Below are 15,658 nucleotides of genomic sequence, written 5' to 3'. Positions count from 1 at the left end.
ATTGTGGTGTAAACTTAGGGTTCTTAGAATTAGTAACAACCCAAGGCAAAGTTGCCCGGAGTGATAAATGAAATTTGTAGATGAAGCTGAAATTCGTGTTGAAGCCGGAGATGGCGGCAACGGCGTAATTGGCTTTAGAAGGGAAAAGTACGTACCTAAAGGCGGACCAGATGGTGGCGACGGTGGTGACGGCGGCAGCGTATTTCTTGTTGCTGATGAAAACCTAAATACATTAATCGACTATCGTTTCGAACGTTTTCACCGTGCAGAGCGCGGTAAAAACGGTCAAGGTGCAAACTGCATTGGGCGCAAGGGACAAGATTTAGAAGTTAGTGTTCCAATTGGTACTCGCGCAACAGATTGCGATACAGGAGAAGTTCTTGGCGATCTTACCCGTCACGGACAAAAGCTTAAGGTTGCGCAGGGTGGGTTTCACGGCTTAGGTAATGCGCGTTTTAAAAGCAGTACCAACCGTGCGCCACGACAAAAGACGAATGGCACACCGGGGGAAATTCGCAACCTTAAGCTTGAGCTTATGTTGCTAGCAGACGTTGGCCTATTAGGTATGCCAAATGCGGGTAAATCTACTTTTATTCGCTCAGTCTCAGCTGCCAAGCCGAAAGTAGCCGATTACCCGTTTACTACCTTAGTGCCTAATTTAGGTGTGGTACGTCAAGACTCTCAGCGAAGCTTTGTTGTAGCCGACATACCCGGTCTTATCGAGGGCGCTGCAGAAGGTGCTGGCTTAGGTATCCAATTCTTAAAACACTTAGAGCGCTGCCGTATTTTGCTACACGTGGTTGATATCTATCCAGTAGATGAGAGTGACCCAGCACAAAACGCTAAAGCAATAGTACAAGAGCTTGAAAAATACAGCCCTAAGCTTGCTGAGAAGCCTCGCTGGCTTGTTTTTAACAAGGTAGACTTGCTGCTTGAGGAAGAAGCACAAGAAAGGTGTCAGCAAGTTGTTGATGCGCTAGGCTGGGAAGGCCCTGTTTATCAAATTTCTGCGTTTCAGAAAATTAACCTCGATCCGCTTTGCAACGATGTAATGAACTTCATTGAAACTCTTCCTGCGGAAGCTGAGCAAGAGGAAGAGAAGAAAGAAGTAGAGTTCAAATGGGACACATACCATCGCAACACGCTAGATGCTCATGATGATCTCATGGACGATTTAGACGATGATGAGGACTGGGATGAAGACGACTACGACGTTGATGTTGAATATCGTCGCTAAAGCTTAAAAATAAATTCAATAGAAGCACGATTTATGTCGTGCTTTTTTGTATGTAATATCCACTAACCGTGTTTGTAGTGAGAATAAGATGAAGATATCAATGATTGCCGCAATGGCCGAAAACCGAGTTATCGGTGCAGATAACGACATGCCGTGGCACCTACCAGCAGACTTGAAACATTTTAAGGCTGTTACAATGGGCAAAGCGGTCATAATGGGTAGAAAAACCTATGAATCTATTGGCCGTGCTTTACCGGGGCGACCAAATATAGTTCTGACAAGTAATAAAGATTATACACTTGAAGATGCAACGGTAGTGCATACTCAGGCTGAAGCCTTAGAAGCAGCTAAAGCACAGTGTGGCAGCAATGATGAAGTAATGATAATAGGTGGTGGTACTATCTACAACGCCTTATTGCCTTTAGCTAATACTCTGTATCTTACTTTTATCGATCTTAAAGTTGCTGGAGACACCCAGTTTCCAGATTTTCGGTCTCAGGGAAATTGGGTTGAAACTGAACGGGAAGCCCATTCGCCCGACGAAAAAAATAAATATGCTTATACCTTTGTAACTTTTCAGCGCAGGTCTGCGTAATATTGAAGAGTTGAAGCAGCCCACAAAAAAACAGGGTAGCGTAAATACCACGCTGCCCTGTATATTTGGTTTCTATTACACCAATTTATATCTATTTCATTTGATCGAATAAACTTTCCAGTGATAGCCCTTGATGGTTCAACATATCACGCAGTCTGCGCAGAGCTTCTACTTGAATTTGACGAACGCGTTCTCTGGTTAACCCAATTTCTGCACCCACATCTTCAAGTGTTGATGGCTCATAGCCTAATAGCCCAAATCGACGAGCAAGTACTTCTCGTTGCTTAGGGTTTAGCTCTTCAAGCCAAGTAACTATATTGCCTTTGATGTCGTTGTCTTGAAGTGTCTCTTCAGGACTATATTCTTTTTCATCAGCAATAATATCTAGCAGCGCTTTGTCACTTTCTCCGCCTATCGGGGTGTCTACTGAAGTAATACGCTCGTTTAGACGTAGCATCTTTGTAACGTCTTCAACAGGCTTGTCTAGTGCCATTGCAATTTCTTCTGCAGTAGGCTCATGGTCAAGTTTTTGAGACAGTTCACGAGATGCACGTAAGTAAACATTCAACTCTTTGACAACATGGATAGGCAGTCGAATAGTGCGCGTTTGATTCATTATGGCCCGTTCGATGGTTTGTCTAATCCACCACGTAGCATAAGTTGAAAAACGGAAGCCTCGCTCTGGGTCGAACTTTTCGACAGCGCGAATAAGACCTAAGTTTCCTTCCTCAATAAGATCAAGGAGGGCCAGGCCACGGTTGTTGTATCGTCTTGCGATTTTTACTACAAGGCGAAGATTACTAACAATCATACGCTTTCTAGAGGCTTCACAGCCTTTGAGAGACCGTCTGGCAAAGTATACTTCTTCTTCTGCAGTGAGCAGTGGAGAGAAGCCTATCTCGCCTAGGTATAATTGAGTGGCATCTAAATTTTTTGGTTGCTCGTTTTGGTTAAAAACTGCAGTGTCACTTTCCGCTTCAATATCATCGGATACTGCATCTTCTATTTTAACTTCATCTGGTATATCAATGACTTCTAAGTCATCTTGAGATTTTGATTCTAAGGCTTTATTTGACTTACCCATGGTGAATCTCCTGCTTAAAGGTTACCTTATGACGTTTCTCCTTTGTCGCTTTCTTATTATTATTTATTTTTTTTATATTGTTACTTCTTTGGCAGGTATCGCAGCGGATCTAGTGACTTACCGCGATACCTAACTTCAAAATGAAGTTTTACCGAATCTGTGCCGCTACTGCCCATGGTGGCTATTTTTTGACCAGCATACACCCATTCTCGTTCTTTTACCAAAATGGAGTCGTTATATGCATATGCACTGAGAAAAGTGTCGGTGTGCTTCACTATAACAAGCTTACCGTAACCTCTTAATGCACTACCGGCGTAGACAACTTTACCGTCTGCTGCTGCAACCACATTACTGCCTCTTGCACCAGCAATGTCAATCCCCTTGTTACCAGACTCAGCTTTGCTAAAGGTATCAACAACCTTGCCTTCAGCAGGCCACATCCACGTCTTTACTCTATCTGGAAACCCTTTCGGTGATGTCTTTTTGACACTTGTGAGCGGTTTCTTGACGCTTGTAACATTTTGTGGTTTAACATTTTCTTTACGATCAACATACGCTTGAGGATTAGGTGGGTCAATGGGTCTTTTGTCTAATGGTTGTGAGGTCGGATGTGTAGACCGAGTGGTCTTGTTGGTAGTTTGATGGCGGGGAGGGGTTTTTACGATAGGTGCAGTTAAACGTAATTCTTGACCCGGAAATATGGTATAAGGCTTTGAAATTTTGTTAAATTCTGCAATATCACGATAGTCATTTCCTGTAAACCAGGCAACGGCGTAAAGCGTGTCTCCAGGTCTTACTACGTACGTGCTAGCAGTGTATTCTTCACTACCACTCTCAACTTGGCTGTTGAGAAGAACAACCGGAGCAGGTGCCTGTCTACCTGCACATCCAGCCAATATTGTTAAAAATAAGTAAATAAAAAAGCATCTAAAAGTGCTGTTTTTCATTTTATCGCAATATTAAGTACGCGATAACAGCAATCGCCACAACAGACCATCCTAGTACCTCAACATATTGACGTAATTTTTGCTCCATAGGCGCGCCTCCCCAACGCATTAACGCCGCCACTAAAAAGAAGCGGGCACCCCGTCCTACTGCTGAAGCAATCACAAAGGGGAAAAATGCCATTTGTAAAAAACCCGCGCTTACGGTGAATATTTTATACGGTATAGGGGAGAAACCCGCTAAGAAAACAATCCAAACACCGTAGGTTTCGAACCAACCTGTGGCAGTTTCAATTTTGTGTGTATAGCCCCAAGATTCAATAAGGGGAGCTAACCACGCTTCGAATGCGAAAAAACCTAACCAGTAGCCCGCGATGCCTCCAACAATAGATGCTACAGTGGTGATTAATGCAAACCGCCATGCAAGTAAGGGTTGAGACAGCGCCATAGGCGCTAGCATAACGTCAGGGGGAATAGGAAAGAAAACAGACTCTGAAAAACTTAGCCCGCCTAAATATTTTGCGGCATGTTTATGCTTTGCCCAGCGAATTGCCATGTCATAGAGAGGCCCAAAAAGCTTCACATTAATTCTCCAGCAACGAGAGGGACAAAACGTACAGATTCAATAGTCTTAGTTTGCAGCTCGCCGTCCACTCTATCAATGCATAGCAGCGACTGTTGCTCGTTTCCAACTGGAATAATGAGTCTGCCACCTTCTTTTAATTGTTCGCATAAAGATTGGGGCAAGCTCGCTGCTGCAGCGGTTACAATAATGGCGTCGTATAGTCCTTTCGACTCCCAGCCTTTCCAGCCATCGCCATGCTTCATAGCAATGTTATGTAAATCTAGCTGATTCATGCGACGCTTAGCGTGAAACTGCAACGATTTTATGCGTTCAACGCTAAATACTTGCGTAAAAAGCTGCGCCAGGATCGCGGTTTGGTAACCTGAGCCCGTGCCAATTTCCAGCACTTTTTCAGGCTTATTTGGGCTCTCTAGCAAAAGCTCGGTCATTTTCGCCACTATGTAAGGTTGCGAAATTGTTTGGCCTTGGCCAATGGGCAATGCCGTATTTTGATAGGCTTTGTGTTTTAATGCGTCTGGAAGAAAAGCCTCCCTCGGCGTACCAGCAATGGCATTTAACACAGCTTGTGAACGTATTCCCTCGTTATAAAGCAGCTGCGCTAATGCGTCTCCTTTTCTAGAAGCTCTCATGATCTTGCGTACTTTCCTATATTGTTAGTGTTAGCCACGCTTTTTATTTATAAATGTTTGTCTGCTTAAACGCGGTTAATCGGAGACAGTGTTTCCACGCATTCGCGCAATACAGATGTAGCAAAGCATCCCGTTGGCAAACTAAAAGAAATCGTAAACGAATCTCCCTTACTCTGCCATGTTAATTCTTTAGGCCAAATTTTTATGGCGCGACGCTCGTGTTCAAACCCATTTTCCCTTAGAAAGGTGGTGACCTCAGGGTGTTCATTAGCGACAGCATTTTCAATTTCCGCTGCCTTAGCCTCGGTAGCTAATTGTCCTTTACCCCACAGTGGAGCAGACGGGCATACATCTTTGTCTTCATAGCGAGACTGACTTTCTTGCTCATTTTCCCGATTAATGAAGAAGCTGTTTGAGCCGGTTAATACAAGTGCGTCGCCAAGAAGCACGGTGTCGAAGGTGTTCTGTTCCATTCGATGAGAAAGCACTTCATTAAAAAGCCAGCTGCGAAGAGCGGACAGTGCCATAGACCGCTTGTTTCTGTGGCGTATCGTTTCGCCATTTACCATGCGCTCAGCCATAACCAGGTTTCCACCTCGCTGCACTTCGCCCATGTCATTCAAACGCATAACGCCAAAGCGCTGTTCACCATAATAATTGGGTACACCATGAATAGCTATCTGTTCTAGGCGTTCGATAATCGCTTCTGGATGCACAACCTGGCGTAGCGTGATGGTAAAGTGATTACCTTTGAGTTGCCCAGTACGTAACTTCTTATTATGTCGAGTTTGTTTTATGACTTTGACACCATCAAGTTGCCAATCGCTAAAGTCGAAATCATCTACTCCTGGCGCGTGTATGCCAAACCATTGCTGGGTAACTGCGTATTTATCTTTTCTACCTGCATAGCTTATTTGCCGCAGAGGAAGGCCGACAAATTTTGCTAGCTGCTCTGCAACAAAGGCAGTATTGGTATTTGTTTTTTCGATAAAAACGAATTGATGCTCACCCTCTCCGCAGGGCTCGTAGCCTAAGTCTTCTACTACCTGAAAATCGTCAGCTTGAAATTTAAAAATGCCGGTAGAGACAGGCTTGGCAAAATAGTATTGCCAGTGATCGGTGTGTAATGGCTTCATGCTTTTTCTAACAACACCACAGCGTGTGATGCAATCCCTTCTTTTCTGCCTGTATATCCAAGCTTTTCGGTTGTGGTGGCTTTTACATTGATATCGTCAATTTGAACATCGCAATCTTGTGCAATATATGCGCGCATTTTGTCAATGTGAGGCGCCATCTTTGGCGCTTGCGCCACAATAGTCATATCGGCATTCACGAGCTTGTAGCCTTTCTCTCTTGCTACGCTAACTACATGTCTAAGCAAAACTCTGCTGTCGGCACCAGCGTAATTATCATCTGTGTCAGGGAAGTGCTTACCAATATCGCCCAGTGCTGCAGCACCCAGAATTGCGTCGCACAATGCGTGCAATAATACATCGCCATCAGAATGCGCAATGAGTCCTTCGCTGTGCTCAATTTTGACACCGCCAACAACGATAGGGCCTTCACCCCCAAACTTGTGAACGTCAAATCCGTGTCCTATTCGCATGCAACTCGCGCCTCTAATTGTTGTTGAAGATAGAATTCTGCAAGGGGCAGGTCTGCAGGGTGCGTAATTTTAATATTAGCAGGGCTGCCGTTAACCATACCCACTTTGTATCCCGCGTATTCTACAGCCGATGCTTCATCAGTAATGTTGACGCCATCTGAAAGCCCTTTTTGTAAGGCCTCGCGTAATAATTGTGCGGGAAACAGTTGTGGAGTAAGAGCATGCCACAAATTGGTTCTACTTTCAGTGTGAGATATTACATTGAGCTGATTTTGGTGTGGGATATCTTCGCTTATCGCTGCTCTTTTCATTGTGTCACGTACCGGCGTGGCAAGAATTCCGCCTGTAACGGTGTTATCGCCAATGAGACTGAGTAACGCAGTAATGTCTTTATGCGATACACAGGGGCGAGCTGCATCGTGTACAAGGGCCCAGTCATCATGTTGCAAGTGCATTATTCCATTTAACACACTGTCAGCGCGCTCTTTTCCTCCATGAACTACATCAACCCGCTTGTTCTCTTTAATATCTAAGTTGGAAAAATAAATATCATCAGGACTAACAGCAAGTACCACGCTGTGAATGCTTGGGTGAGTCAATAGGGCGTCTAGGGTGTGTTCTAATATTGTTTTACCTGCAATGGTAAGGTACTGCTTTGGGCGGTCAGCCTGCATTCTGCTGCCAACCCCTGCGGCGGGAATTACCGCTATAACACGAGGCATTGTCATTGTTTTCATTTCGAATCTGCAGGAAGAATTCGGTAAAAAGTTTCTCCCTGCTTAATTAATCCCAGCTCGTTACGTGCTCTTTCTTCAATTGCCTCTAAACCAATTTTTAAATCGTTAATATCAGCGTTTAGCAAAGCATTGCGTTGAGCTAAATTGGCGTTTTGTAGGGCTTGTGTCTGTACTTCCGCTTTCCGGCTGTAGTAATCGGGAATGCTGTTTTTACCAAACCAAAGTCGGTATTGCAGCAGTCCAAAAAATAGTAACAGCAAAATGGGAAGCCATTTACCTTTTAACACACATTCACCTAACCGTTCATTGAGCGCAAAGAAAGCGCAGGCGTTTGCCTGCGCTTTGCTATTATGCCGATTACCAAGTTTGAGTCAAAGACGCTTTATTCTTCTTTGCCAAACTTACTTTTTAATTTATCGAACAATTTATTTTTTTGTTCTTCAACCACGTTGCTTAACTGCGATTTTAGCAATTCTTGAAGCGCATTGCTGTCACCCTGAGCCGCACTGAGCATACTGCCAATATCGCCCAGCTCATTAGTAAGTAACGACTGTTCGTCTCCAACCATGGCATTTAATTTCTGATTTAATTCATCTAACTTATCTTGCTGCGACGCAGTCAGTCCAGATAGCGCCATTTGTGCGAGTTGGTTATCCAGGTCAGATTTAATGGAAAAGTCTGGGTTAGCAAGCGTGCCATCAAGCAACATATCCATATTTAAACTTGATAGCGATTCTAACGCTTGCGCAATAGCTTTGGTGGTATCACTTTCTCCCGCAGCTTGCATAACGAGCTGTTGAAGGTTCACTTTTCCGCTGCCAGCTAGCTTGTTGTCGGTTACCTGCATAGAACCAGTAGTTTGCATAAGCGCTGAAGTCAGCACCGCTGTTAATGAATCATTACCTGATAAAGGTATATTCGACATATTTACACCGGCAAGCGACCACTTTTGACTTGCATCTACGCCGTCACCGTCAATAAAGAATTCACCGCTAGACGTAAACGATTTAAGAAGTTCACCCGCCGCCTCAATAGTGAAGGTAGTTGGGTTTCCGAACACCTCATGTACGTTGGTTATATTGTTCCATTTACTCTTAATAGATTCGTTTTGCCAAAGTACAGAAACATTCGCTTCTTTCACCAATATAGAAGGGATATCTGCAGGAGCTTCGCTTTTTTCTTCGCCCTGAATAAGTGGCATAACAATTTGCATCGCTGCCATTAAATACTCTGTGTATTCAGCAGCTTTATCGCCAAATACAAAATAGGTGACCTGAGATAGTGCTGCCTGATCTCCGGCTATAACACCTTTTAGCAGCGCATAGTCTTGCTGCGGCGCATTCTTCAATGCTTCTACGCTGTCACTCAATGCATCTCTTGCTTGTGATGCTTTATCGGTGAAGTCTGATATTAACGCGCGATCGGCCTGCATTTCCTCTTTCAGTTTTTCAAATGCAGACTTTGCCTGAACTAGAGCTTGTGGATCTTTGTAATCGGTTTCTTGTAGCTGAGCGATTTGGGTTTTGTAATAGTCAATCCGCGATTTGTCTGGGAGCGACTCATAGTCTTCTTTTAACCCTTTACCGTACGTTTCATACGCGGCTTTCGCATCTTCCACAGCGGCCGTAGTTTTTAACGGGTTTCGTTCTAGTAATTCATCAACAGATGGTACTGCGTCTTTTGCTTTCGATTTTATTTCATCAAAAGAAAGAGAGCGCTCGGGTACTCTGTATACTTCGCCGGGCGCATTCCGCTCGGTATCAAACTGCACTTCAAGAAGATTGAGGTTGTTAACAATAACTTTATCACTGAGCAGTGGCGCAAGCTCAACGTCGGCGTTTGCATTGCCAACGAACACTTGATTGTGCGAGGGCTTAGTAGGATTTGTAAGGGCTATACCTTCTAAAGTTACCGTGGTGGGGAAAAGAGAATGATCAAAGCTTTCAATGTTTACTTCGGCGCCGTAAGACTCACCAAGCTTAGATTCCAACACTGCTTTTATGATTGTATTGGCGAACAAAAAGTAAATGGCAAAAATGGCGACAAAAAAACCGACAACCCAAAGTAATATAGGTTTGCCCTTAGCGTTACTACTCATATCTCTCTCCTTGATTCTACTTTACTGGCGAGGATAACCTCGTCCATTCAGTGTAATGTACTACCAAGAACAGTTCCATACATAAGTGTTATCAATGTAGAAGCCGTATTTCGCTAAAAAGAGGGGCTGAGCAAATCAACGATCTCTGCTGCCCCTCAGCTAGTTTGGCTGTGACTTTACAACTTAAAGCGATTAGCAATGTCCATAATCGCTAAGCAGCTTGCGCGCAGCGCTTGGCTAGATGCCGCTAGTTCATCTGCCGTTCGCAGACTATTGTCTGCGGCTCCAGACAATGCGTTTATTCGCATGTTTGCTTCGTTGGCGGCTTCGGCCTGTTGTTCCGTCGCCCTAGCTATCTGGCTACTCATATTCGCAATATCTGTCATAAGCCTGTCCGCCTCTTGCAAGTTGTCATTAGCTTGCGCTGCACGTTCTACTGTTTTCGTTGAAGCAGATTGACTCACTGTTACAGCATCTACGGCACTTTTGGCGTGGTGCTGTAATTTTTCAATCATAGTTTGAATTTCATCAGTACTTTGCCCGGTTCTGCTCGCTAAAGTACGCACCTCATCTGCAACCACCGCAAAGCCTCTACCTTGTTCACCAGCGCGCGCAGCCTCTATGGCAGCATTTAATGCTAATAAGTTAGTTTGATCTGCGATACCTCGAATAACGTCAAGTACTGCACCAATGCTCTCGGTTTGGGCGGCAAGCTCGGTAACTACCGTTGATACGCTCTCAATGTCCGCCGTTAGTGAGTGAATATCGGTTACGGTGCTTTTCACCACAGACGCACCGTTTTGAACGTTGCTTCTAGCGCTACTGGTACTTTTCTCTGCAGAGTCGGTGTTAGAGCTCACGTCTCTGATTTGTGTCGTCATTTCCTCCATGGCTGCGGCTACTTGCATCATATTTTCATTCTGCGTTTGTGCTTGTTTGTTACTGCTGTCGCTAGAATTTTGAACACGCTCAGCTTGCTCGTTTAACTGCGAAATATTGTCTCTTATACCAATTAAAGACTGGCGCATTTTGTCGGTATATTGATTGAAGTAACGGGCCACTCGGGTGACTTCGTCTTGACCACTTTCAGGCAAAAAGCGGGTTAAATCGCCTTCACCTTGAGAGATGTCTTTCATTCTTTCTGCAATTTCTTGTACCGGCTTAACAATACTGCCGCCAATGATGTAAATCAGTGCTACCACTAAAATTACACTGATGACACAAAACACAATTATAAGATTACGCAGGTGAGCATATTCAGCGTTAAGGTTGGTGAGATAAATACCTGAACCTATAGTCCATCCCCATGGCGAATACTCTTTAACGTAAGAAATTTTTTCCGTGGGTTCATCTTCGCCGGGAAGGGGCCACACATAGTCAACAAAGCCATCTCCTTGGGCTTTCACTTCATTTGCCATGTCGACGAAAAAAGCTTTTCCATTGCCGTCTTTAAAAGTACGTAAATCACGGCCATCTAATGCGGGTTTAAGAGGGTGCATTACCATAGTCGGCGTTGAATCTTGGATCCAAAAATAGTTTCCTTCGTCGTACCTAAGTGTTTTTACAGCGGCCAGTGCTTTTTCTTTTGCCTCAGACTCCGAAATTCCCTCTATGGCGTCAAAGCTTTGCAACATGGTATGCACAACTTCAACAAGATGTTTGTTTTCGCTATACGACTTATCTTTAAGAGCTTGGTAATGCCGGTTTAAAATTATGCCAGTAAGCACTATAAAAAGAAGTGCTATCAGCGCGACAATTATTCCAAGGCGTTGGTACAAGCTAAAATTTCTTAACCACATAATACATTTACCATTTAATCGTTATTTTAGGCGTTTGTCATAAGGTCAAACGTGGGCGCAAGTTTCAAACTGCCTAGTCTCCTTTTATCAAATACAGCGATACTTTTTTAACAGCGACATTTAAGTGTAGTCGTTTTTTTATGACCTATTACTCTTAATAAAAAAAATGCGTTTTAAAGAATCGTAATCTGCGTCTTTTATGTGAATTTCACGTTAACAGTTTGGCTCGGTAGTAAACGGCTGAAAGTCATGACTGGAAAGGCTTGGCGGCGATTTTTATTGTGCTATTATCGGCGCTACTTGCCAGACAGCTTGATCTTCATTTAGCAGTGCGAAGTTTAAACTGTATAAAGGTGCAAACGTGAAGATTCGACTTCACTTGTTTTCTTGCGATTTCCATGTGACCGTAGGCGTTATTTTTACGGCGGAAACGCTTTTTTTGTTACAGCTATTTCTACGAAAGGGTTGCAATGCTCATAAACGATACACTCCATACAACTTCGCCACTACGTCAGCGTATCCGAGACTACTACCGCATCAGCGAGTCGGTAGCCGTCGATCAAATTTTACCCATTGCAGAGGTAAACCCTCGTGCAAGAAGTAGGGCGTGGGAACGAGCAAGGAAAATGGTGCTGCAAATTCGCCGTGAACAACAGGGTCATGGTGGCGTTGACGCACTGCTTAATGAATATTCACTTTCTACTGCGGAAGGTGTTGTATTGATGTGCTTAGCCGAGGCCTTACTGCGTGTGCCAGATAGAGCGACGCAAGATGAGTTGATTCGCGACAAGCTGTCTAAAGGGCAGTGGACTCCACATTTAGGCAACTCAGATTCGTTATTTGTGAATGCATCTGCATGGGGCCTTCTGTTCACCGGAAATATGGTGAACTATGCAGACAAGCGCAAAACTGAACAATTTGGTTTGTTGAAAAAGACACTGGGTCGTTTAGGTGAGCCGGTTATCCGTAGAGCAATGAACATTGCTATGCGAGTTATGGGGCGTCAGTTTGTTATGGGCGAAACCATTGAGGACGCAGTAGAGAGAGCGAAAGAGAAAGAAACCAAGGGCTATGTATACTCATACGATATGCTTGGTGAAGCCGCTCGTACTATGAAAGATTCTGACCGTTACTACGATTCGTATGTAAAAGCGATAAAAGTTATCGGCAAAGCCGCAAACGGCCGAGGCCCTAAACGTTCGCCGGGTATCTCAGTAAAGCTGTCGGCTATACATCCTCGTTTTGAATTTTCTCATCGCGAGCGCGCCATGGAAGAAATTCCGCCGCGTTTGAAAGCGCTGTGTATGATGGCAAAAGAGCACGATATCGGCCTTACAGTAGACGCTGAAGAAGCTGATCGTCTTGAACTGTCTATTGATATCATTGAAGCTGTTTTCCGCGATAAAGATCTAGACGGCTGGACTGGATTCGGTCTTGCGGTACAAGCCTACCAAAAGCGAGCTATTCACGTAATTGAGCACTTGCGAGTACTTACTCTAGAAGTAGGCCGTCCTCTTATGGTTCGCTTAGTGAAAGGCGCCTATTGGGATACTGAGATCAAGCTCACACAGCAAGCTGGTTTAGAAGAGTTCCCCGTATTCACTCGTAAGTCATCAACAGACGTGTCTTATCATGCATGCGCTAACAGACTGCTTGAATATCGCGACACCCTATATCCACAGTTCGCCACCCACAACGCTTACACTGCATCGGTTATTGTTGAGCTAGCTGGCGACGACAAAGAAGGGTTCGAGTTCCAGTGCCTTCACGGAATGGGCGATACCCTTTACGACCAAGTGGTGAAGGATGACAAAATTCAATGTCGCGTTTACGCCCCAGTTGGCGAACACGAAGACTTGCTGGCCTATCTTGTGCGCAGGCTATTAGAAAATGGCGCTAATTCATCGTTTGTAAACGCTATTGTTGACGATGAAAAGCCAGTGGAAACCCTACTTGAAGATCCAGTGGAAAAAACTCAGCGATTGAAGGTTCGTTACAACAAGCTGATTAAAACGCCGCGAGGGCTGTACGCACCAGAGCGCGACAACTCTCGAGGTTTAGATCTTACCGACACTAACGCGGTTACGGCGCTTAAGCACGAGTTAGAACGCTGGCAAGACTATTACAAAGTTACCGACGGTGTTCCTGAAGGCGCAACGCCAGTCGTAAGTCCAGCTGATAAAAACGACATCGTAGGCTACCACTATTACGCTAAGCGTGAGGACATGCTTAAAGCGCTTGATGAAACAAATGCTGGCTTCGATGCGTGGTCGAAGATGGATGTGGAAGAGCGCGCTGAAATTCTAGAGCGCACGGCCGACGCGTTAGAACGTCACATGGCAGAGCTTATTGCTATTTGTATGCGTGAAGCGGGCAAAGTTGCGCAAGACAGTATTGATGAAGTGCGTGAAGCAGTAGATTTTTGCCGTTATTATGCGGTTAGAGGCAAAGAGTTAGCGGAAGACCAACGACTTGTGCCACGGGGTGTGGTGCTGTGTATTAGTCCTTGGAATTTTCCACTAGCTATATTCCTAGGTCAGGTTGCTGCTGCTTTGGTAACAGGTAACACTGTTATTGCTAAGCCTGCTGAGCAAACAAGTATGGTAGCGAAGCGCGCTGTAGACATAATGCACTCTGTTGGTTTGCCAGAAGACGCCCTTAAACTGATTATTTCACCCGGGAAAGAAGTAGGTGATACCTTGCTTCCTGACGAGCGTGTGAAGGCAGTTATGTTCACCGGCTCTACTCAAACCGGCACCTTAATCTCGCAGATGCTAGCAGAGCGTGGTGGCGAACAGGTTCCACTCATTGCAGAGACCGGCGGCCAAAACTGTATGATTGTGGACTCTACCGCGCTTCCAGAGCAGGTGGTAGACGACGTTATTCACTCGGGCTTCCAAAGTGCCGGACAGCGCTGCTCAGCGTTAAGAGTTCTATTTGTACAAGAAGAGATTGCCGATGAGCTAACCGAAATGTTAGTTGGCGCAATGAAAGAACTTACCGTAGGTGATCCAACGCAGTTGTCTACTGATGTAGGTCCTGTTATTGACGAAAAAGCACTGAAGAGCCTTACTGACCACACATCGTTTATGGAAGGTAAGAGTAAAGTACTGCATCGCAATGAAATGCCGGCAAATGCAGAAAATGGTACTTACTTCCCACCAACGCTTTACGAAATTGACAATATTGATGTGCTTGAAAAAGAAGTGTTCGGGCCAGTGGTTCACATGGTGCGCTTCAAAGCTAAAGAGTTAGATAACGTACTAGAGCAAATAAACGGTACAGGTTACGGGCTTACCATGGGCATTCACTCGCGCATAGAAGAGCGTGCCAATGAGCTAGCTGCGAAGAGCCGTGCGGGTAACGTGTATATTAACCGGAATATGATTGGCGCTATTGTTGGTGTCCAGCCATTTGGTGGCCGAGGTCTATCTGGTACGGGTCCAAAAGCAGGTGGTCCAAACTATCTACCGCGACTCCTCATGGAGCGCGCAACACCTAAACCATCACACATAGATGATGTTGACGGAACCGATGAAGCGCTTGTGGGTGATGAAAAAATTGCTGAGCGTGCCCAGGTTATGATGGACAAGGCGAAAGCGGTGGAAACACAGTGGCGACATACTGCGTTGAATGATCGTATTTCAATGGTGCGCCAGCTGCTAGCGAAAATTGCCAAGGTGGACATTGTTGATGAGCTTGCAGACGATTTAAACCGCACTCTTGCCACAGCGCGTCAGCAGTTAACCAGCATTGAGCGTAAATTGGCTAAACCTCAGGTGCTGCCGGGACCAACGGGTGAGTCGAACAAGCTTTACCTCGAGCCTCGAGGAATATTGGTTTGTTTTGCGGATAAGGAAGTTACCTTTGAGTATTGGTTACTGTCGATTGTAACGGCACTTTCAACTGGTAACCCCGTTGTTTCTGTTGTATCTAAAATCTTCTACGATGAAGCCGTAGAAATTCAGAACAAGTTTGAAGCAACAGGTGCCCCGAAAGGTTTATTCCAAGTGGCACGCCTTGCTCATTTAGATAGCTTGTTGATGGATGAAGACTTGTCTGGCGTAGTAGTAGACTCAAGCACAGAGCGTACGGCACGTATCACGGCCATGCTTTCGTCAAGAGAGGGCGCTATATTGCCAGTTATCAGTGCTGAATATAATGACCACCTTATTCAGCGTTTGGTCACAGAAAAAGCGATAAGTATCGACACCACAGCGTCTGGCGGTAACACATCGTTGATGACCATGGTTGAAGATGACGAATAGTCTTTAGACACTAAGAGACAAAAACGCCAGCTTGAACGCTGGCGTTTTTATGTTTAATTGCTTGACCACATTGCT

General features: G+C 44.9%; 13 protein-coding genes. 3 read left to right on the top strand and 10 right to left on the bottom strand.

Annotated elements, in window-relative coordinates; genetic code table 11:
• Positions 1–67: 67 nt before the first annotated feature.
• Together cgtA and folA are read left to right on the top strand one after the other, a co-directional pair.
• Positions 68–1,237: an Obg family GTPase CgtA gene (cgtA, locus tag GTW09_RS10430; protein WP_071978570.1), complete on the top strand. Its 1,170-nt coding sequence runs from the start codon at positions 68–70 to the stop codon at positions 1,235–1,237.
• An 88-nt stretch (positions 1,238–1,325) separates the two neighbouring features.
• Positions 1,326–1,832: a type 3 dihydrofolate reductase gene (gene folA, locus GTW09_RS10425; protein WP_239059343.1), complete on the top strand. Its 507-nt coding sequence runs from the start codon at positions 1,326–1,328 to the stop codon at positions 1,830–1,832.
• Between the two features lie 91 nt (positions 1,833–1,923).
• Here folA and rpoS read toward each other — a convergent pair whose 3' ends face one another.
• The 10 genes from rpoS to GTW09_RS10375 form a co-directional block, all read right to left on the bottom strand.
• Positions 1,924–2,916, bottom strand: a complete 993-nt coding sequence (gene rpoS, locus GTW09_RS10420; protein WP_163111820.1) for an RNA polymerase sigma factor RpoS — start codon at positions 2,914–2,916, stop codon at positions 1,924–1,926.
• An 80-nt stretch (positions 2,917–2,996) separates the two neighbouring features.
• A complete protein-coding gene (locus GTW09_RS10415) occupies positions 2,997–3,863 on the bottom strand; it encodes a peptidoglycan DD-metalloendopeptidase family protein (RefSeq protein WP_163111819.1) in 867 nt (288 codons plus the stop codon).
• 1 nt (position 3,864) lies between these two features.
• On the bottom strand, positions 3,865–4,443 hold the full coding sequence (locus GTW09_RS10410) for a VTT domain-containing protein (RefSeq protein WP_163111818.1): 579 nt from the start codon (positions 4,441–4,443) through the stop codon (positions 3,865–3,867).
• On the bottom strand, positions 4,440–5,075 hold the full coding sequence (locus GTW09_RS10405; protein ID WP_100970876.1) for a protein-L-isoaspartate(D-aspartate) O-methyltransferase: 636 nt from the start codon (positions 5,073–5,075) through the stop codon (positions 4,440–4,442). Before GTW09_RS10405 ends, GTW09_RS10410 begins: the two co-directional genes overlap by 4 nt.
• A gap of 65 nt (positions 5,076–5,140) precedes the next feature.
• Complete coding sequence (truD, locus tag GTW09_RS10400; protein WP_163111817.1) at positions 5,141–6,211, bottom strand: tRNA pseudouridine(13) synthase TruD; 1,071 nt, start codon at positions 6,209–6,211, stop codon at positions 5,141–5,143.
• Entirely contained in the window at positions 6,208–6,681 is a 474-nt protein-coding gene (gene ispF / locus GTW09_RS10395; protein ID WP_100970878.1) for a 2-C-methyl-D-erythritol 2,4-cyclodiphosphate synthase, read from the bottom strand. Before ispF ends, truD begins: the two co-directional genes overlap by 4 nt.
• A complete protein-coding gene (gene ispD / locus GTW09_RS10390; protein WP_071981121.1) occupies positions 6,672–7,409 on the bottom strand; it encodes a 2-C-methyl-D-erythritol 4-phosphate cytidylyltransferase in 738 nt (245 codons plus the stop codon). Before ispD ends, ispF begins: the two co-directional genes overlap by 10 nt.
• 5 nt (positions 7,410–7,414) lie before the next feature.
• On the bottom strand, positions 7,415–7,705 hold the full coding sequence (gene ftsB, locus GTW09_RS10385; RefSeq protein WP_071978578.1) for a cell division protein FtsB: 291 nt from the start codon (positions 7,703–7,705) through the stop codon (positions 7,415–7,417).
• A 95-nt stretch (positions 7,706–7,800) separates the two neighbouring features.
• Complete coding sequence (locus GTW09_RS10380) at positions 7,801–9,516, bottom strand: TIGR03545 family protein (protein WP_163111816.1); 1,716 nt, start codon at positions 9,514–9,516, stop codon at positions 7,801–7,803.
• 176 nt (positions 9,517–9,692) lie between these two features.
• On the bottom strand, positions 9,693–11,315 hold the full coding sequence (locus tag GTW09_RS10375) for a methyl-accepting chemotaxis protein (protein WP_100970880.1): 1,623 nt from the start codon (positions 11,313–11,315) through the stop codon (positions 9,693–9,695).
• Positions 11,316–11,785: 470 nt separating this feature from the next.
• Between GTW09_RS10375 and putA the strand changes: the two genes are divergently transcribed.
• Positions 11,786–15,583, top strand: a complete 3,798-nt coding sequence (gene putA, locus GTW09_RS10370; protein WP_163111815.1) for a bifunctional proline dehydrogenase/L-glutamate gamma-semialdehyde dehydrogenase PutA — start codon at positions 11,786–11,788, stop codon at positions 15,581–15,583.
• The last annotated feature ends 75 nt before the right edge of the window (positions 15,584–15,658 follow it).

Origin of the sequence: Alteromonas hispanica, from assembly GCF_010500915.1 — a bacterium.
Taxonomy (GTDB): Bacteria; Pseudomonadota; Gammaproteobacteria; order Enterobacterales; family Alteromonadaceae; genus Alteromonas; species Alteromonas hispanica.
Note: the sequence above shows the minus strand (reverse complement) of the source record. Positions and strands in the feature narration are given on the sequence as shown.

Excerpts from the sequence above, each read along its gene's own strand:
- cgtA (WP_071978570.1), top strand. The coding sequence starts at position 68 with ATGAAATTTGTAGATGAAGCTGAAATTCGTGTTGAAGCCGGAGATGGC.
- folA (WP_239059343.1), top strand. The coding sequence starts at position 1,326 with ATGAAGATATCAATGATTGCCGCAATGGCCGAAAACCGAGTTATCGGT.
- rpoS (WP_163111820.1), bottom strand. The coding sequence starts at position 2,916 with ATGGGTAAGTCAAATAAAGCCTTAGAATCAAAATCTCAAGATGACTTA.
- GTW09_RS10415 (WP_163111819.1), bottom strand. The coding sequence starts at position 3,863 with ATGAAAAACAGCACTTTTAGATGCTTTTTTATTTACTTATTTTTAACA.
- GTW09_RS10405 (WP_100970876.1), bottom strand. The coding sequence starts at position 5,075 with ATGAGAGCTTCTAGAAAAGGAGACGCATTAGCGCAGCTGCTTTATAAC.
- truD (WP_163111817.1), bottom strand. The coding sequence starts at position 6,211 with ATGAAGCCATTACACACCGATCACTGGCAATACTATTTTGCCAAGCCT.
- ispF (WP_100970878.1), bottom strand. The coding sequence starts at position 6,681 with ATGCGAATAGGACACGGATTTGACGTTCACAAGTTTGGGGGTGAAGGC.
- ispD (WP_071981121.1), bottom strand. The coding sequence starts at position 7,409 with ATGACAATGCCTCGTGTTATAGCGGTAATTCCCGCCGCAGGGGTTGGC.
- GTW09_RS10380 (WP_163111816.1), bottom strand. The coding sequence starts at position 9,516 with ATGAGTAGTAACGCTAAGGGCAAACCTATATTACTTTGGGTTGTCGGT.
- GTW09_RS10375 (WP_100970880.1), bottom strand. The coding sequence starts at position 11,315 with ATGTGGTTAAGAAATTTTAGCTTGTACCAACGCCTTGGAATAATTGTC.
- putA (WP_163111815.1), top strand. The coding sequence starts at position 11,786 with ATGCTCATAAACGATACACTCCATACAACTTCGCCACTACGTCAGCGT.